The sequence below is a fragment of the Nostoc sp. C117 genome, assembly GCF_043099735.1.
GTDB lineage: Bacteria > Cyanobacteriota > Cyanobacteriia > Cyanobacteriales > Nostocaceae > Nostoc.
Genome location: NZ_CP170992.1, coordinates 71,810 through 89,175 on the forward strand (window position 1 = coordinate 71,810; position 17,366 = coordinate 89,175).

Below are 17,366 nucleotides of genomic sequence, written 5' to 3' on the forward strand. Positions count from 1 at the left end.
CATGAAGTACATTGCTATTATCGAAGGACAAGAAATTTCTCTGGATGAGGCGATCGCCCAGGATGACAATACCCTCAAAACAGCCATTAGCGTCTACTTTCCAGAGTATGCTAATGCCGAAATTGAACGACAAACAACTGATGATACAGTTTCAATTCGTTTAGTAAAAAAAGCAGGTACTAAGGGAAATCTATTTAGAGAATTGAAAAATAGTTATGAAGAAATAAATCATGCACTAAAGTTAGGATGGCAGATAAAGCTTCTAGAGATAAACAGTCAAATTAGTCTCGAAAATTTAATTACCTTACAACCTGAGATAGATAAAGCTATCAAGCTCGGCCAATCTTGGGAGACTTACAGCGAAAAAGTTGCTCAAAGCCTTAAACAGCAACCTGCTATTACGAGTAAATATCCTGTACTGTAATCACAAATTTATAGCCGCTATAACTCGTAGCGGCTGATTAATTATGTTTGGCAACATCCACTCCTTCAAAATACCTATTACTTGTCTAACAGCAATTAATTACCTAGAAAATCTTTCCGAACGAGTAAATATTTTAAGCCTGTATCAAAGATTATTTCCAGAAAAATGGTTAGAATCAACTATACCTATTAATAAACAATCACATCCAACTAGTGCTTACCTAGATAGAGAAATTGAATTTATTAACCTAGTGAATGAAAATCTATTCCCAGTAGAATATATCGATGAAATCGAGTTTAATCCCGAACGTGATAGTATTCTAGTTTCACCACAAAGACTTGAATGGTGGAATGAAGATTTTGAGGAACTGGTATACTCGGAGAAGTTCCTACTTTCATTGATGGGGCAAGGGTACAATATCAGCCAATGGAAACTAAATTTTGGTTTTACTCCTGATTACATTGCTCCAGCAGAAGAAATTTACTTTGAGAAATTCGTAAAGCTGTGTCGTCGTTACAAAAGTCCCCTGCAATATTTAGATATAGCCATACGAATTATAGATTACTCGACTGAAAATATTTGGCTAGATATTACGTGTGAAACAAGCGATTGGCTGGAATGGACTTATGACAATATCGTATTTCTCGCTCAAAAGTGGCGAGAAGCCGTCTTGATGTTGGAGAAATCAAATGAGGTTAGCCATTTGTTAGAAACATCTCTTTCTGCTCGAAAAGCAGCAGTAAAAATTTGGAACCAAGCATCAAAAGCATGAATGTAGACACAAATATATTACCAATAATTAACTTAGAAAATATCTCCCAAATTCTGCTAGCCAATATTCCCCAAAATGATTTACTAGGGCAGTTAATTATCCTCAAAGGACAGTTTATTTTAGTCGAACGCGAAGGCAAAGAGTCTAAATATAAATTCTTGTCTCCTGAAGCAGTAGAGAAAGCTTTTACAAGTAAAACTGCCGCATCTGGATGGCTTTCTAGCAACACGATTTGGTGGGGTAAAAATCCAGAGGGAGAGGCCATTATTCAGTTTTACTCTCCCCAAAAATATCAAATTCAAATTATGGGACAGGAACCTGAAGTAATTACTGTACCAATGCCTGCATTTTTATTTGCTGGATGCGGTAGTAGATATTACCTGTGGGCAGTTAAAGGGAGGGTATTTAAACCAAACGCACAACTGTACAAGCCTCCTCTACCTAACGTTTGGGACGACTCTAGTATTTGCTTTGGGGGAAATTCTCTCAGTATGTGCAGTGCTGCAACCATAAGCCAAGTTTGGAATTTGTTCTGGAAATCACCTTTTAACAAGGATTTGTCTCAAGGCAAGTCAAAAACTCATCTCGATAATATCTGCAATCAGCTAATCAAATTACACGAATCTAAAGCTAAATCCTACCCTTCAAGTGACCTTGTTCCCGTTCATAGCTGGAAAGTCACAACCCCAGAAGACATTATCAATCATTTGTTCAGTTAACAATGAATCCTTTTATCGGTTATCACCTCGCTACAAGTAATAACTTTCCTCCCTACAGTCAAAAACTCCAGGAATACTGGCTGGCAGCAAATGGGCTTTTCTTGCGATCGCACCGCCGCGAGTTAGAGGTTTGCTTGCAACTGACTCAAACTCAAGTTGCTGGACTCCAACCCCTTGAACCCTACTTTCGTCTAAAAGTCCCAAAAGTTCCTTGCCAAGCGATCGCCGAGATTATCAATGCTGCTAGTATCAACCCCCAACAGGAAATCCTATTCTACTTGGGAGTGACAAACAACCAATGGTGGTGTCACACACCACTGCAAACCGCGTCCTCTACTCACGTCTTATCTTTAGAAAGCGCACTCAATAAAAACTATACAGATGGCTTTGTGGAAATGCACAGTCATGGAACTCTAGCTGCTTATCCTTCAAGTGCAGACAATCAAGAAGAAAAAGGCAAATTTCGAGTGTTCGCAATTATTGGCACACTGAATACCATTCCCACAATTTATACCCGCATCGGGATATACAACCACTTTTTCGACATCAACCCCAATCAAATATTTGAACTGCCGCCACAGGTAAAATGCTCGAATTAACTACTTACCAACAAGCTTTACCCGTCTTACCTCGCAATCATACTCGTATCAACTTCGTCTTAGTAGGAGTAGGAGGAACAGGCGGGTTTCTTGCAGAAGATTTATGTCGAATTATTCTGCAACTCCAGCGCACTAAGAAAGAAATTAACTTTGCGATCGTTGATGGCGATGCTGTCGAACTCAAAAATATCAGCCGCCAAAATTATCAACAAGCTGAAATTGGGCTACCAAAGGCAGAAACACTGGCTGCAAGATGCAGTGCCAAGTATGGAATAGAGGTTACAGCCGTTTGCGACTGGTTTGAAGAAGACATGATTCGCACGGCTAGTTGGTGGAATACCATAACGGTAATTATTGGCTGTGTAGATAACAGCACAGCCAGGAGCAAAATTCACTCTGTTCTCAAAATCAACAGTGCAAATGAGCCAGCATCTCTATTTTGGCTGGATTGTGGAAACAGCAACTACTCTGGACAAGTAGTAATTGGAACGCACTCTAATTTTGATATAGTCCAAGCTTCCAATAACCCAGACAAACCTCAATTCTGGTTGCATCTTCCCTCCCCGGTGCTGGTTCACCCAGAACTGCTAGTTCCTCAACCAGAAGAACTTAGCGACAACAACCTTTCATGTGCAGAAATTCAAGCACGGAATTATCAATCACTATTCGTCAATAAAATGACGAGTGCGATCGCAGCCCAGTATTTACTTGAATTAACCCTCACTGGGGGGTTGAAAAAGTTCGCCAGTTATTTTGACCTCAAAGCAATGTCAACTAGAAGTTTATATACAAGCATCGACCAACTCAAAAAATACTATATTCCACAGCCAAATTACCACAAATAGCTTACGCAAATATATCCCAAAAACTAAATTTGGGATATATTTTTATGAATCGATTTAATCACAAAACGCTTGAACTAGTTGAACAGAATCCAGAATATTTATCAACGATAAATTATCGTAATCTAACTGTCAAAAGCGAATCTGAAGTTGCTGGCGGTCAGTTTCACCTCATTATGCAACAAATTGGGTTAGGGCTACCAGTCGAAGCTTTATTGAAGGCATACCCCCAAATTAATAACTGGGTCGATAAGGTAAAACCTTTTCTAAATATTCCTGGCAACAAACAATGGAACGCTCAACTTCAATATTTATACCACGATATTCTTCTCTACAGCGAGTGCGACCTCATTATCTATGGTGAAAATCAAGTAGTTGGATTTGATTGGACAATTCAAAAACCTCCGAAATTTGAAATTCTTGAGAGCAAATGGCAAACTCAACTGAGGTTATTTCTCCTATACGAACAAACTGGAATACCATTGGAGCAAATTAGCCTGGTTTACTTGTTCGTTAATACTGATAGTATTTATCAGTTTACTTATTCTGAATATAAACATTTGAATTTCAAAGCCCGGCTAGAAAAAACACTCGATCCTTTTGTAAAAGATGACAATGAGAAAAAACTTTTAACCCACAAAATGAACCCTCAAGAAGCACATGATAAATGGTTAGCAAAAGAAATATCAACTATGGAATATTTAGCAGCAATTCCTGAAGTTGAAATATGAATCCAACAGAATTAAATATCACGAAAATCGAACTCACTCCTAACAGTGGTTGGACACTAAATATTCTCTCGCGTCGGGTAGCGACTATTACTGACCCCTTGGGAAATAGAAAAACCAGCTACTTCGGGTTCGATAGCAAAAAACCAGCAGAAAAGTTTAGAGATTGGCTTGTCAGAAAAAACAAATGTAGTAGTGCAGTTATCCGTCACTCAGAACGATTAGCTACTGAATGGGAGGTAAAAGCTTGGAATGTGCCAACCTCCCTAATTCTTGAATGCGCCGTCAAAGATTTAAAGGAATCAAGCAATGCAACTATCTCTACTAAATCTACCCTACAACGATGATAATTCACCCATAGCAGATATTTTTAATATTCCTAACTTAGAAAAAGCAGAATTACTCCGTAATTTAGCTGCTTCCATGCAGCCAACAATCGACCAAAAGAAAAATCCTGCTATTGGAAATCAAAGGATAACAAAGCGTCGTAAAACTATAGCTCAAGGAATAATCCAAGAAGGAATTGAACTTGAGATTATTCAGTCTTGGCTATTTGCGATCGCACAAATGTGGGAAGTAGGAAATATCCCACCAATACTACGCGGTATATCTCACAAATCGCAAGTAGAAGCCCTATTTAGAATTTCCCAAATGGGAGAAACAATTCAGAAAGTCCAAGAAAAATTGGCAGGCGAATATTACCAAGACTGGGTAAAGTCTTTGAGTCGCGCCGGATTACATACACCAAGCGAAATCATATCCGCAATAACAGAAATTCAACGGTTAGTAAAACCTGAAGCAATTGATACTACCAAGCAACTACTCAATAAGCTTGAGTTAGAAATCATTGGGATGAAAGATGGAGATTTCTTCCCTACTCCTAAACTAGTCTGTCAACGGCTTGTTCAACTGGCAGATATTAAACCAAATTGGCAAATTTTAGAGCCTAGTGCTGGTAGTGGAAATATTGCTGAGTATATCACTAATACCTACCCTAATGTTCAACTAGAGGTGGTTGAGATTAATTATGATTTACGACAAATTCTAGAACTCAAAGGATTGAATCTCGTAGGGAAAAACTTTCTGGAGTTTAACCCCAATCATTTATACAATGCCTGTATCATGAATCCTCCATTTTGTGAACTTGTCCAACATATCTACCAGGCTTGGAAGTTACTCGTAACGGGTGGCGTATTAGTTTCAGTTATACCTGAATCAGTTTTCTTCAATCGTAAGTACAAAACCTTCAAAGGCTGGCTACAAGCCAATAATAGCTATGTAGAAATGGTAGATCAAGATGCCTTCTTGAGTTCAAATAACCCTACAAACGTAGCTACCAGAATCATTAAACTCATTAAACCATAGTGTACTACAAACGCATGGCATACTGCCAGATTGATAAAACTAAATATGTCACTTATATCTTCCCTATATGAGGACAATATATGAGATACAAAATTCTTACACAGCAAGAGTTAGAAGTAGCACTTAATAAGTGCAAGCTTGCTGGTTGGAAGGTCAGTAATATCACCAAACTTAGTAATAAAATGCTTGAAATCAAACCCAAACGAACAAGGAGATAAATATGGCAATTGAAACTATTGCTTCTTATAGATTTATTCCTGGTAAAGACAGCCAAATAACCAGTTATGGATCTCCTGAAGAACAAACAGTCGCAATTCATAATTCAAGCATGGCATCTGTGTCACTGACTTTCACAACTGAAAACACATCTGTTCTTAGACAAATTATCATCAGTCTTCAGCAAATATACCAGACACTTATAAATACTAAAACTGAAATTATTCAGGGAGATACTTGCATTGACAGCTTTACAGACTTAAGGGGAGAGTGTGATGAAAAGTTTATCTAAATAACTAAGCATCAATCAATCTTTCAAGTCGTCTTAACAACAGACGACTTTTATTTTTTACAACTACTTTTTGCTTTACGCATTAAAGATTGATTTCAATTAATTAAAATTATGCCAAAAAGTCAAACAAAGCCTACTAATTCTGCTACTGAAGAAAGCACAGTATCCCAGTCTGAACCCCCTGAAGAAACAGTTCAAAATAGTACAAACATACAAAAGCGTAAATTAGCTATTTCTAAATTTGCAAATTCTGAGTACAATGCGCCGATTAGTAACATCTGCATCTGCCAAGTCATTAACCACATGGAAGCAGAAAAAGTCGGGTTGTTTATCAAAGATAAATACTTAGCAGCAATTAACTGGCAAGGACAAGAACCTACACACAAGCACACCTTCTCTAGTGGCACGCCAGAAATGGGAGTGTTATTGCAATCGCCCAGGATGCACATTCTTGATGTTTCTCCCAGATATATTGAACAGCGCGATGATGGCAAAATTGTAGGAGTGTACGAATCACCTGATGGGTACGAAATGTACCAAGCACTTGGCAAAGATGCCGCAGTATTGAGAAGGTTCTACTTATTGCAACTTGTTGATGAAAATAATCATAACCTGCACTCAGTACCAATTGTCCTATCAATTAAAGGCGTTGCATCATCAAAATTTGGCGAGGCTTATAAACAGTTCCAACGCGAACTAGAGGTTGCATTCGCCCGATTTACTGATACAACTGTCGCTGAAAAACGTGCAGAGTTTCATCGCCTCGGTGTATTTCAACCCACCTTTACGCCATCTCTTGAACCTAAAGAAGCAGTCAATCAAAGAGATAAATCTTGGGTAGCAGTTGTCACTTCCTATAAATCACCAAACCCCGATGGAAGCGATTTTCTCGAATTCTTCTCAGAAGGCAAAGAAATCGATATCCAAACCACAATGCAGGCAAACCCCGAATTCTCTCACCGCATCGGTAAAACATCAACTGTTGTAGCAGAACATAATCGCCTGGTAGGTGCAGCTGATATGCCAGTAGCAGCACTTCCTCCTAGTACAGCAGGCCAGACTTATACAGCCTACAGTACTGAGATGGAAGCATTGCCCTACTAAAACAACTATCTCATGTAACCAAAAAGGGTGCTAGAAATAGCATCCGTTAAAACATCATCTACTAAAAGCAAAATAACAAATGAAACTAAGCATTGAACAATCTAAACTTGCAGAAATTCTAGAAACCGCTTATCTCGCAATTAGTCCTAAGCCCACTGACCCAATTTTAGGAAATATCTTACTGATAGCAAATGAAGATGGGATAGTATCAGCAACAGGAACAAATCTTAATCTCACAATTCATACTACAACAACCGCAAATGTGGAAACTTCAGGTCAGGTAGCACTACCAGCCAAACTATTAACTGACACTATTAACAATGTCAGAGGAGAAATTACCTTAGAGGTAGAAAACCAAGCCTGCATAATTACTCACAATAGCGGTAAATGCCGTCTGATTGGTGGAAAACCTGACGAGTTTCCAACTCTTCCCAAGGGAAAAAATCCAATAGAAGTAAATTTAAGTGCCAAGAAACTCCAAGCTGCACTTGAAGGGACACTCTATTGCACCAATGGTGACGAAACAAAGTTAGTTTTAACTGGTGTCAACTTCAAAATTGATACCAATAAGTGGCAAGCTGCTAGTACAAATGGTCACAAATTAGCACTAGTCACAGGAACACTTGATAGCGAATATTCTGAACCAATTGACTTTACTGTTCCAGGTAAGTCACTTGGCGAGTTAAACAAAATTCTCTCTCAAAGTGTCGATACGAGCGTGTGCAATATTCTTCTATCAAATAAAACTATTGAGTTTAGTCTTCCTAATACAAAGGTCATTTCCCGACTTTTAGAGGGAGAATACCCCAAAATCAATAGTTTGATTCCCAGAACATTTGAGTATGAATTTACATTAGAACGCAAGGGATTTGAGAGCGCACTGAAGCGGGTAAGTTATCTAGCTGAACGCAAGCAAAAGGTTGTCAAAATTCTTTGGGAATTGAAAGCTACACAGGCAACACTTTACACCGAAGCTACTGATATCGGGGATGCAGTTGACTCGGTACTGATGAAACCAGCAACTAGTCATTCAGAAAACATCAGTATTGGATTAAATATCGACTACCTTCTCGAAGGATTAAAGCACATCAGTACTGACGAAATCGTGGTGCGGTGTAACAAACCCACGCAACCAGTCATTATCTGCCCAATGGGAGGACTGCTCAATCAGTTGTATCTGGTAATGCCTGTAGAAATTAAGCAGGGGTTTGAAAAGTTAAATAACCAAAGTACAAAGACAGAAGCCAGCACTCAACCTGAGCCTAGCACTGAAGAATTAACAGATGTAGCACAGGCAACAGATGATAGTGACAATTCTGAAACAGAAATACCATCTTTAGTAGCACAAAATACTACTAAAGGTAAGTCAACCTCACGCTCGTCACGAACGAAAAAAGAAGCCGCGACTGCTTAAAAATTAAACTCCTTATCAGTGCAGTTGGTAAGGAGTAAATAAAACACTTTTAGTCATTAAAACTATGTACCAACCACTACATCTTAAATATCGTCCCCAGACTCTTAGTGAAGTTATTGGGCAAGAACATATCGTTCGCACTCTCATAAATGCGATCGCTCTCCAAAAGATTGCACCTGCTTACCTATTTAGCGGCCCCAAAGGTACAGGCAAAACCAGTACCGCCCGCATCATCGCTAAATCCCTCAACTGTCAATCAAGCAATGAACCGAAAACTAAGCCCTGTGGAGAATGCAATTCATGCAAGGGAATTACAGCATCTTCTTCTGTTGATGTAACCGAACTGGATGCAGCAAGCAATAGTGGGGTAGAACTGATCCGAGAGCTTATATCCACTATCCAATTTGCACCAGTGGAGAGTAGATTCAAAATATTCATTATTGATGAATGTCATGCCCTAAGTAGCCAATCGTGGCAAGCACTCCTCAAAACCATTGAAAGCCCTCCCCGTCATGTAGTATTTATCTTCTGCACAACCGAGTTACACAAAGTTCCAGAAACCATTGTCTCCCGTTGCCAAAAGTTTGACTTTAAGAGAGTTCCTGTCTCGCTAGTTGCAAGCTACCTAGAACAAATATCTCACCAAGAAAGTATCAACATTGCGTCATCAGCAGTTACCGCCGTAGCTAAAGCAAACAAGGGACATCTGCGCGACTCACTTAAACTACTAGACCAGTTAACCTTACTAGGTGAAGAGGAAATTACCTCTAACTGGGTTTGGGAACTATCAGGCACTATTCCTGAATACGATTTACTCACCGTCTGTGAAAATATCATCAAAGGAGAAATTACGGGCAATTTAGGCATTCTCCAAGATTGGATTGAATCTGGTAAACAGCCAACTGCCATCCATACAAGTCTTGTCAACTTCCTCAAAGACTTACTTGTGTGCAAAACTAATCCCAATGGCAGACATCTTACGCAGCTAGAAGAGGACACATGGGAGGAATTAGTAAGTATCTCGCAGTTGTGGAATATTGACCAGATCCGAAATGCGATCGCAATTTTAATGGCACGCCAAAGTCTCATGCGGGATGAAGACGCGCACCTTTGGTTAGAAGCTACACTTATCGAGATAGTGCCAACCACCAAGGATAGTCACCAATCACAACCCTGGAAAGATTGGAAAACTGCTCAAGATGCGATTAACTGGGGCAAGGAACAGTTACCCCACTTAACACAAGCGCAGTTACAAGAACACTGGCAAAAGCTAACACCTATTAATGGTAAAAAGGCACCTGCTTGGGTAGAAGCTGTCCAAAAGCTGCAACAAAAACAATTACAGCAAGCTTAATTTTAAGGAGGGTTATAGCTATGGTTATAACCCTATATTTCTTTGTGTATTCAATCAAATAACCAAATAAATTAACATTTACTACCACAGCAGCATACGCAGTTAAGTTGATAGTTAAAAATTAATATCAACATGAATTAGGAAAATCTCTAATTAATGAGTTATAACCACAGAGATTTTGTAAAAAAATCTAGAGGGATAATCGTTGTCGATGAAGACAAACTAAACATTTATTGGAAAGACCCCTCTCCAATAAAACCTTGGCAGCCCAAAATACAACTCAAGCCGTATCAGGAACTTTCACAAATATTTGTTGATATCGAAACAGCAGGAATAAACCCATTTGAAAGCCGTATTTATGCTATTGGTTGTATGGATTCATTGGGATATTCTACTATTTTCATGGATATCTCAGAAGCTAAAATACTGACCAAATTTATCAACCATCTCAGTAAAAGAAATCCAGATGTAATTTTCACATATAACGGGATGGCATTTGATATTCCATTTATTATTACTCGATGCAACTTGCACGGTATAAAACACCCATTTCAAGTTGCATCCAAATCTCGGACTATTCGTACCGCCCAAGTACGGGGTGAGCCACTAAAAATTCAGGAGGTGTTCATCCGAAATAGCCAACACGTAGACATCTATATCTGTGTTCTCAGGTGGGATTTCATAGCCAAAAAGCTAACTAACGGCAGATCGCTCAAAAAGGCTGTATTGGACATGGGACTGCGCCAGAACACTAGGCTAGTTCTTCCCTATGAGGAAATCCTCGGTTGTTGGAAAGATGGCCCCAACAGTAAGGGATGGAAACGCCTGAAAGAGTATCTTGTGTACGACCTCGAAGACACCCGGCTAATTGCGAATAGACTTGTACCCTCATACTATTACGAAGCACTAATTGTACCGGAAATGAACCTCCAGCAGCTAACACTTGCTGGTAACGGTACTAAATGGGAACGAATATTTGAGCATCATTATCCAGATTATAAACCAAAACCCGATCGCAAGTACAAATTCCAAGGAGGGATGGCTTACTCTATTCCTGGACTGTATAGAAGGGTTGGATATACAGATATTAGCTCAATGCACCCCTGGGCAATGCTAGACAAGGGTATTTGCTCAATTAAAGATACAGAACGTATTGGGCTAAGTATTCTGCAATATTTGGTAAATGAAAAATTTAGGTTGGAACAACTTGCATCTGCTGGAGATGTTGCTGCTAAGGAAAAAAGAGAATCAGTCAAGGTTTTAGCTAACTCCGAATTTGGATTCTTAGGCACCTCTGAACTCGCCTTCAATGATATGGAGGCTGCTGCATTAGTTACAGCCTACAGTCGAAAAGTACTCAAGCTAATGATTGAAATTATCACGCGGTACGGCGGTACTCCTGTGGAAGTTGACACCGATGGAGTGTTTTTCACCCATCCCAACCCAGAAGAAGTACGTAGTTTACTTCAATCTCAATTGCCTAAAGGGATAACTGTCAAGCTAGAGTTTATTGCTGACGCTATGTTTATCCCCGAACGGGGAACCAAAAATTACCTTTTATGGCTTCCAGACGGGAAAATCATCACCAAAGGCAACTGGCGCAACCGCGATCGCTCTCAATTGGAGAAAGAGTTTTCTATTGAGTATTTAACCCTGCTAATTCAAAATGTATCAGCAGCAGAAGATTATTATGCACACATCAAATCCCAGATTTTATCAAGGGAATATCCAAAAGAAAAACTTGCAATCACACGCAAAATTAAAGAGGGCGAAAAAGAAATTCTCAAACTAGGGAAACCTAGAGATGTAGTCACTTACTATTACGGAGTTAGTGGCATAACCAATATCAGCAGTAATGAAAATTACTCACGTCAATACTATCTTCACCTTATTGAAAAAAGGCGAGAAGAAATCCTCAAAATAGCTGCTCCTATAACGCTAGAAAGTAACAAGCGTCAGTTATCTCTTTTCTAAATGAACAAAGTTGAGATTTTAGGTAAATTTTGAAGGCACTAAATATAAAGGTTTTTCAAATTCATACATTCTGATTTGTCTGTAACTAATGAAAAATAAATCCTCTTCTCGCAAGCCCAGGCTTAATAAAAAGCAAAGGGCTTGGGTAAACTCATTCCTGTCGTCTCATCCTAATGCCAGAGTTAGAACTATCTACGAATTAGATGGCGATCGCGTAGTTCAAATTGAGTGGTGGGAAAACACAAACCCAGTAATATTAGACCCGAAAACTTACATTCAAGGAATTATCAGCTACAACATGTGGGTCAAATTAAGAAAGTCTGGCGACCCCAGGAAAACATCTGAGTTCTCTTATCGCATTACCCCACCAGAAAAACGAAGCGCATCATGGCACTTAACAGGTCAACTCTCTCTAGAACTCCCTCAATGTTACGAAGTTGCAGAACCAAACAACCCAGTTATCATTAAACCAAAAAGGAGAAATACTCAAACCAAAAAAGTTAAAAAATTTCTTCAATATACTCTTCCTCTAACAGAGATTAGTATTCAACTTCATACTACAAATATAGAAGATGATGGTGTTACTCTATCTGGACAAAAAATATTACTAGAAAACACACCACACTTAAATTTAGATACTGGTAAAGACACTAAACTTCCCGAAGCTATAGTCAAAATTCTCTCAGAGAAACAAGCCGACTTAAAGGAATGGGAAACAGCTATTACACTATACGAGGTAGCTGGTTCTAGTGGAGTAATAGAGTATCTTCAACAGTTAGATTCTTGGCGCAGATACTTGGGTAATAAACCAGTAGAGAACCATATTGAGAAAGACTCAATTCAAAATTTCGTACAACCAGCACAAACTTAAGTAAGGTATTTACTGGTCACACATAATAAATACCAAGCAGAAAGAGTTAATACTAACTCTTCTTTTTTTAACCACTGCTTATAACTAACGCATGATAATTAGATGTTTATCTAATTTGTGATGCCAGTATACCTATACTACGGCGAAGATACCTATTCGCTCAATCAAAAAATAAACCATTTGGTGAATCAAAATGTTCATACTGAATGGAAAGCTTTTAACTACATCAAGCTATCTGGAAATGAGAAAAATATTGCTAGCAAGGTTTTTACTGAGGTTATGACTTTACCCTTTGGAGATGGTAATAAAATTGTTCATACAGACAGCGATCATTTAATTGGAGGTTTATCAAATGAGGATAATAACCAAGGACTTGAAAATCAACTTTCTCGAATCCCTGCAAGTAACATTCTTTTAATTACTAGTAACAAAAAGCCAGATTCCCGAAGAACAGTAGTGAAAACTATCTTAAAATATGCTCAACAAGAAGAGTTTCCTCTCGTTCCTTGTTGGGATAAAAAGGGGATAGTTAATTTGATAGGGAAGTATGCAGCTATCCATCAAGTTAAACTTACACCGGATGTGACTGATTATTTGGTTGAAGCAATTGGTAATAACACTGCAAGAGCCGATAGCGAATTTGCTAAACTTGCTATTTATGCAAGTGAAAAAATTATTTCCTTTGAGGAAATAAAACAATTAGTTAGTAATCACAATACTGAGTATCAAAAGCTTACTATGGCTATGTTAAGGAATCATTCAAACTTGGCAATAGCGCAGGTGGATAAACTACTAGATAGTAATGAACATCCACTCAAAATAGTAGCAACTCTTACGTCAGTTTTTCGCACTTGGCTAATAACTAAAGGTGGTTTAGAAGCTAAATTATCTGACATGAAGATTGCAGAAATAGCCGAATTGAAGAACCCCAAAAGATTGTATTACCTCAAAGATGAAATCAATTTTGTAGGCATTCAAAAACTGAAAAACAGCCTTACCTTACTTTTAAAACTCGAAACCGAACTCAAAAGCGGCACTAACAATTTAACTAGCCGAATTATCGAAATTTGCACGATATGAAAAACGACTTATTTACAGAAATCATCGGACAGCATACCGCCAAACTTCTACTAACTAAAGCAATTGAACATAATCAAATTGCTCCCGCATATCTATTTAGCAGCGAAGTTGAGGGAGTGGGCAAAGGAAAAATTGCTTTGGCATTCGCAAATGCAATACTCTCAAGAGGAAATCGATCCGCGATCGCAGGAGAATCTAAACATCTAGACATCTTACAAATCAAACCAACCTATACCGAAAACACCTCCCAGCAGAAAAGTGTCCCTGCTATCCGAGTAGAACATATGCGCGAGGTAATTGAATTTCTCTCAACTAGTGCAGTCGAGGGCAAGCAAAAGGTAGTGATTATCCACGAAGCAGATATGCTCAACCCTACTGCCGCTAACAAACTTCTCAAGACGCTGGAAGAATCCAAAACTGGAACGTTTATTCTGATATCATCCTATCCTCAAAAGCTATTACCCACTATCAAGAGTAGGTGTCAAATCATACCTTTCCAAAGGTTGACTGATGAGGAGGTTATTTCTGTTCTTAAAGACCAACAGATTGAGGCAACAGAAAAAATACTAGCTATCAGTTCGGGCAGTCCTGGTCAAGCGATCGCCAATATTAAAATGTTAGCTTCCATTTCACAAGAAATCACAAGTCAACTGGAAGTGCCTCCTGATGATATCCTCAACGCACTCAGTTTAAGTAACTCCATCTCAAGCTGGAATCACCAGACGCAGTTATGGTTGCTTACTTACCTGCAATACAACTGGTGGCAGAAATTAAAAAGCACTAAGCTACTAGCTAAATTCACCCAGGCAAGACGGCAATTGCTGCATCACGTTACTCCCAGAAGCGTTTGGGATAGCCTACTTCTGCCATAACAAAACCCACTCATTATCAAAAAGCACTGCCAGTTAGAAGTATTTCTAGCTGGCAGTATTTGTTTACACATAAAAGATATGAACCAGCAACACAGTTTATTCGATGTCGAAGAAACCATCCGCAACAGTAAAAACCAAAAAACCAGCGAAATATTAAACCCTAGCACTAGAAAGATACTTCAGTTACTAACCAGCCAAGGGATTAACAAAGCTGTAACAGCCAGCCTACTCGATCTAGCAGGAGCAAGTCGTGAAATTGTTCAATACATCGCTGGGCCAATTGTCACTCAGCAGAACGGCTGGCAACAGTCAATTCCCACTTGGGTAGGAAAAGCGATCGCAGTTGATAGATTAGACGCAGCTTTACAAGAGATAGACAAGGGAGAAGTAGGTAAACTCGCCTCTAGCAGCGAAGTCGTTGCACTGATGATGCCAATTGCTTTTGAAGTGCCGCTATCATCCGAATGGACAGATGTTTACCTCTGGGCAAGTTATGATGCCCTTGTCAGACACAGACCTTTCAAGAATTTCAACTACGAAAACCTCTGGGAGAAAATTGGTACAACTCCGGTTTCGTATAACAAAATTCGCTCTGATTATGAAACCCTGGCTGCTGATATTCGTTCTCGTGTAGTCAAACACGCGGCGAAAGAGGGATGGGGTAAGAAGTCTTCAAATAACAACAAGCAACTTGTTACAGCAAATTCAACTGAAAGTAATACTAAGATGGAGCAATTGTCACTGTTCTCATAACTAATTTTTAGCGGGACTTAAACATTTTTGATGTATAAAAAAGCCTTAAATTCATACAGGGCAAGATAAATACATTAAAGACTCAAAAATGCTGGAAACTCAGATATATCAAGAAACTAGGCAAATCCATATCAAAGTGTCTCTATATATATATTTGAGTATTTTTTCTGGCAACTTTTTGTCTAAGTCCCATTAGTGTTTTTTTAAAACTACTCTTAAATTCCTTCCTCTATTTTTCCATGAAAGGAGGAAATTTTCTTGATCTTATCATTACTATGCAGCACTAAAGCTTTATGTTTTTATGTTTGACAAATGTGTATAAAATATGTTGATTCATGATAGGTACTTATTTTTTAACTATTCTCATTATTAGTTAATACGTTATCTTATAGGGTGGTGAATATCAGCAGAGTAGAGGTGAGAGTGACGTATTAATCTATGTTGATGAGAATGGGCGTGTGGTTCTGATTCTAATATTCCCTGGTGATGGTCATGCTGATGATGTTCATCGTGGATGTGTAAGTGTTCGTGCCAAATGTTTTCATGGACGTGTTCATTTTCATCCACTGGTGGCCTTAGGGTAAGTTGTACCACAGCCAGCAGTGCGAAACCAAGGAAGCTGGCATACAAAAATTCACTTTCAGGAAATTGGCTTCCCAACCACCCAGCTAAGGGATAGGAAATTGCCCACCACAAATGACTCCAAGCAAAGTGTGCGCCGTAAACCCGTCCTTGGGCATCACGTTGAATGCGATCAGCAATCAATGTTTGGGTTGGTAGGTTCACACAGTTTTGTCCAAAACCAGCCAATAGCCACAAAATCATCAATACACTTAAAGAAGCATAATTTCCAGGCAGTAGAGACAAAGTTATCAAAACCGCACCGAACAATACAAAGGTTGTTCTGGTAAAGCGTTGACTGATTGCAACAAAAGCTACTGCTGAAAGTGTTGCCCCAATACCAAAAGCAGCCATTACCCAGCCGTACTGCACATTTCCTAATTTCAATGTCCCTTGGACATAGCCAACTGTATTGACCAAAATCTGCGCTCCGGCAATGGATGTAACCAACTGCATAAAGAGTGCGTACCGAATGGGTGCATCACTCAGTAGGCGGGTTGTACCATCTTTAATGTCTCGCCAAGTTCTACCACTCGTACTTGATGGCTGTTGATTCGGCTCTACTCTTAACTGTCCAGGGAGAGTAAAAATTAATACTGCTGCCACAAAGAAAGTTACGGCATCCAAAAAGAAAACCTGTCTTGCACCGATGAAAGCAGCAACGCTGCCAGCAATACCAGGGCCAAGTACACCAAGTAATTGGTAGGTGGCACTAGAAAGAGCGATCGCACCTGCATAATCGTTCTCTCTAGTCACTAAAGGGATTGTAGCTTGGTACGTTGGTGTGAAAAAAGCATTGAAGACGTTAAGAGCAAATATTAAGACATACACTTGCCACACTTGTGTTACAAAAGGTAACAGACTAACAATTACCATCCGTACACAATGCGTTCCCACCAGTATCGATTTGCGGTCAACCCGGTCAGCTAAAGCCCCAGCCAAGGGAGACAGCAAGACAAAGGCAGTAATTCGCAACGTCAATGCCAAGGCAAGTACAACCGCACTATTATCTCCAGCTAACTCGAAAGCAAGCAGAGCCAAACCCACCCAAGTTAGCGCATCTCCTAATAAATTAGTAGTTTGAGCAGCATAAAGCCGCGCAAATACAGGGTTTTTCAAACTGTCAAATAAATGAAGCCTCGTAATCATGCTCCGTCAGTGTTTCTTAAAGCTAATTTATCCCTATTTTATAAGGGGATATGTTTTAAAATTTTTTTATAAGCTACTTTCAAGTATATCCCCTATAGGGGCATACAATTCTTCCACATCTTGCCATGCTCACGTTGTTATCTCAATGGAGCGTAGCATTTCCCGCAGAGTAGCAAAAATCCCACGGCTTTAGCCGTAGGATTGTCAACCTTAGAAA

The 17,366-nt window shown here is 39.2% G+C and carries 18 protein-coding genes; 17 read left to right on the forward strand and 1 reads right to left on the reverse strand.

What is annotated here, in order from left to right; genetic code table 11:
• The first annotated feature begins 1 nt into the window (after window position 1).
• The 17 genes from ACFG4S_RS34095 to ACFG4S_RS34175 all read left to right on the forward strand — a co-directional run bounded on the left by ACFG4S_RS34095 (window position 2) and on the right by ACFG4S_RS34175 (window position 15,379).
• Entirely contained in the window at window positions 2–424 is a 423-nt protein-coding gene (locus ACFG4S_RS34095; protein WP_392536261.1) for a hypothetical protein, read from the forward strand.
• Between the two features lie 43 nt (window positions 425–467).
• On the forward strand, window positions 468–1,196 hold the full coding sequence (locus tag ACFG4S_RS34100; protein ID WP_392536262.1) for a hypothetical protein: 729 nt from the start codon (window positions 468–470) through the stop codon (window positions 1,194–1,196).
• Window positions 1,193–1,915: a hypothetical protein gene (locus ACFG4S_RS34105; RefSeq protein WP_392536263.1), complete on the forward strand. Its 723-nt coding sequence runs from the start codon at window positions 1,193–1,195 to the stop codon at window positions 1,913–1,915. The genes ACFG4S_RS34100 and ACFG4S_RS34105 overlap by 4 nt, the downstream gene beginning before the upstream one ends.
• Window positions 1,916–1,917: 2 nt before the next feature.
• Window positions 1,918–2,514: a Mov34/MPN/PAD-1 family protein gene (locus ACFG4S_RS34110; RefSeq protein WP_392536264.1), complete on the forward strand. Its 597-nt coding sequence runs from the start codon at window positions 1,918–1,920 to the stop codon at window positions 2,512–2,514.
• The gene (locus ACFG4S_RS34115) at window positions 2,502–3,359 is read left to right on the forward strand and encodes a ThiF family adenylyltransferase (RefSeq protein WP_392536265.1); all 858 of its coding nucleotides are present in this window, start codon (window positions 2,502–2,504) and stop codon (window positions 3,357–3,359) included. The genes ACFG4S_RS34110 and ACFG4S_RS34115 overlap by 13 nt, the downstream gene beginning before the upstream one ends.
• A gap of 44 nt (window positions 3,360–3,403) precedes the next feature.
• Complete coding sequence (locus ACFG4S_RS34120) at window positions 3,404–4,087, forward strand: hypothetical protein (RefSeq protein WP_392536266.1); 684 nt, start codon at window positions 3,404–3,406, stop codon at window positions 4,085–4,087.
• On the forward strand, window positions 4,084–4,431 hold the full coding sequence (locus tag ACFG4S_RS34125; protein WP_392536267.1) for a hypothetical protein: 348 nt from the start codon (window positions 4,084–4,086) through the stop codon (window positions 4,429–4,431). The genes ACFG4S_RS34120 and ACFG4S_RS34125 overlap by 4 nt, the downstream gene beginning before the upstream one ends.
• Window positions 4,394–5,449: an SAM-dependent DNA methyltransferase gene (locus tag ACFG4S_RS34130; RefSeq protein ID WP_392536268.1), complete on the forward strand. Its 1,056-nt coding sequence runs from the start codon at window positions 4,394–4,396 to the stop codon at window positions 5,447–5,449. The genes ACFG4S_RS34125 and ACFG4S_RS34130 overlap by 38 nt, the downstream gene beginning before the upstream one ends.
• Before the next feature lie 220 nt (window positions 5,450–5,669).
• Window positions 5,670–5,957 carry a hypothetical protein gene (locus ACFG4S_RS34135; RefSeq protein WP_073600880.1) on the forward strand — a complete coding sequence of 96 codons (288 nt, stop codon included), beginning with the start codon at window positions 5,670–5,672 and terminating at the stop codon, window positions 5,955–5,957.
• 111 nt (window positions 5,958–6,068) lie between these two features.
• The gene (locus tag ACFG4S_RS34140) at window positions 6,069–7,061 is read left to right on the forward strand and encodes a DUF5895 domain-containing protein (protein WP_392536269.1); all 993 of its coding nucleotides are present in this window, start codon (window positions 6,069–6,071) and stop codon (window positions 7,059–7,061) included.
• 79 nt (window positions 7,062–7,140) lie between these two features.
• Window positions 7,141–8,475 carry a DNA polymerase III subunit beta gene (gene dnaN / locus ACFG4S_RS34145; protein ID WP_392536270.1) on the forward strand — a complete coding sequence of 445 codons (1,335 nt, stop codon included), beginning with the start codon at window positions 7,141–7,143 and terminating at the stop codon, window positions 8,473–8,475.
• Window positions 8,476–8,539: 64 nt separating this feature from the next.
• A complete protein-coding gene (gene dnaX / locus ACFG4S_RS34150; RefSeq protein ID WP_392536271.1) occupies window positions 8,540–9,829 on the forward strand; it encodes a DNA polymerase III subunit gamma/tau in 1,290 nt (429 codons plus the stop codon).
• Window positions 9,830–9,985: 156 nt separating this feature from the next.
• Complete coding sequence (locus ACFG4S_RS34155) at window positions 9,986–11,803, forward strand: 3'-5' exonuclease (protein WP_392536272.1); 1,818 nt, start codon at window positions 9,986–9,988, stop codon at window positions 11,801–11,803.
• Between the two features lie 88 nt (window positions 11,804–11,891).
• Window positions 11,892–12,674 (forward strand): hypothetical protein, encoded by a 783-nt coding sequence (locus ACFG4S_RS34160; protein WP_190592083.1) that lies wholly within the window; start codon window positions 11,892–11,894, stop codon window positions 12,672–12,674.
• 120 nt (window positions 12,675–12,794) lie between these two features.
• Window positions 12,795–13,754, forward strand: coding sequence for a DNA polymerase III subunit delta (holA, locus tag ACFG4S_RS34165; protein WP_096585978.1), 960 nt, complete (start codon window positions 12,795–12,797; stop codon window positions 13,752–13,754).
• On the forward strand, window positions 13,751–14,626 hold the full coding sequence (locus ACFG4S_RS34170) for an AAA family ATPase (RefSeq protein ID WP_392536273.1): 876 nt from the start codon (window positions 13,751–13,753) through the stop codon (window positions 14,624–14,626). Before holA ends, ACFG4S_RS34170 begins: the two co-directional genes overlap by 4 nt.
• A 78-nt stretch (window positions 14,627–14,704) precedes the next feature.
• On the forward strand, window positions 14,705–15,379 hold the full coding sequence (locus tag ACFG4S_RS34175) for a hypothetical protein (protein WP_392536274.1): 675 nt from the start codon (window positions 14,705–14,707) through the stop codon (window positions 15,377–15,379).
• Between the two features lie 381 nt (window positions 15,380–15,760).
• Here the strand turns inward: ACFG4S_RS34175 and ACFG4S_RS34180 are convergent, their stop codons facing one another.
• A complete protein-coding gene (locus ACFG4S_RS34180; protein WP_392536277.1) occupies window positions 15,761–17,146 on the reverse strand; it encodes an MFS transporter in 1,386 nt (461 codons plus the stop codon).
• Between the last annotated feature and the right edge of the window lie 220 nt (window positions 17,147–17,366).

Bases quoted from the DNA above. Each gene is read 5' to 3' on its own strand.
- ACFG4S_RS34135 (WP_073600880.1), top strand. From the start codon at position 5,670: ATGGCAATTGAAACTATTGCTTCTTATAGATTTATTCCTGGTAAAGAC.
- holA (WP_096585978.1), top strand. From the start codon at position 12,795: ATGCCAGTATACCTATACTACGGCGAAGATACCTATTCGCTCAATCAA.
- ACFG4S_RS34155 (WP_392536272.1), top strand. From the start codon at position 9,986: ATGAGTTATAACCACAGAGATTTTGTAAAAAAATCTAGAGGGATAATC.
- ACFG4S_RS34105 (WP_392536263.1), top strand. From the start codon at position 1,193: ATGAATGTAGACACAAATATATTACCAATAATTAACTTAGAAAATATC.
- dnaX (WP_392536271.1), top strand. From the start codon at position 8,540: ATGTACCAACCACTACATCTTAAATATCGTCCCCAGACTCTTAGTGAA.
- ACFG4S_RS34100 (WP_392536262.1), top strand. From the start codon at position 468: ATGTTTGGCAACATCCACTCCTTCAAAATACCTATTACTTGTCTAACA.
- ACFG4S_RS34170 (WP_392536273.1), top strand. From the start codon at position 13,751: ATGAAAAACGACTTATTTACAGAAATCATCGGACAGCATACCGCCAAA.
- ACFG4S_RS34115 (WP_392536265.1), top strand. From the start codon at position 2,502: ATGCTCGAATTAACTACTTACCAACAAGCTTTACCCGTCTTACCTCGC.
- ACFG4S_RS34130 (WP_392536268.1), top strand. From the start codon at position 4,394: ATGCAACTATCTCTACTAAATCTACCCTACAACGATGATAATTCACCC.
- ACFG4S_RS34175 (WP_392536274.1), top strand. From the start codon at position 14,705: ATGAACCAGCAACACAGTTTATTCGATGTCGAAGAAACCATCCGCAAC.
- ACFG4S_RS34160 (WP_190592083.1), top strand. From the start codon at position 11,892: ATGAAAAATAAATCCTCTTCTCGCAAGCCCAGGCTTAATAAAAAGCAA.
- ACFG4S_RS34120 (WP_392536266.1), top strand. From the start codon at position 3,404: ATGAATCGATTTAATCACAAAACGCTTGAACTAGTTGAACAGAATCCA.
- ACFG4S_RS34095 (WP_392536261.1), top strand. From the start codon at position 2: ATGAAGTACATTGCTATTATCGAAGGACAAGAAATTTCTCTGGATGAG.
- dnaN (WP_392536270.1), top strand. From the start codon at position 7,141: ATGAAACTAAGCATTGAACAATCTAAACTTGCAGAAATTCTAGAAACC.
- ACFG4S_RS34140 (WP_392536269.1), top strand. From the start codon at position 6,069: ATGCCAAAAAGTCAAACAAAGCCTACTAATTCTGCTACTGAAGAAAGC.
- ACFG4S_RS34125 (WP_392536267.1), top strand. From the start codon at position 4,084: ATGAATCCAACAGAATTAAATATCACGAAAATCGAACTCACTCCTAAC.
- ACFG4S_RS34110 (WP_392536264.1), top strand. From the start codon at position 1,918: ATGAATCCTTTTATCGGTTATCACCTCGCTACAAGTAATAACTTTCCT.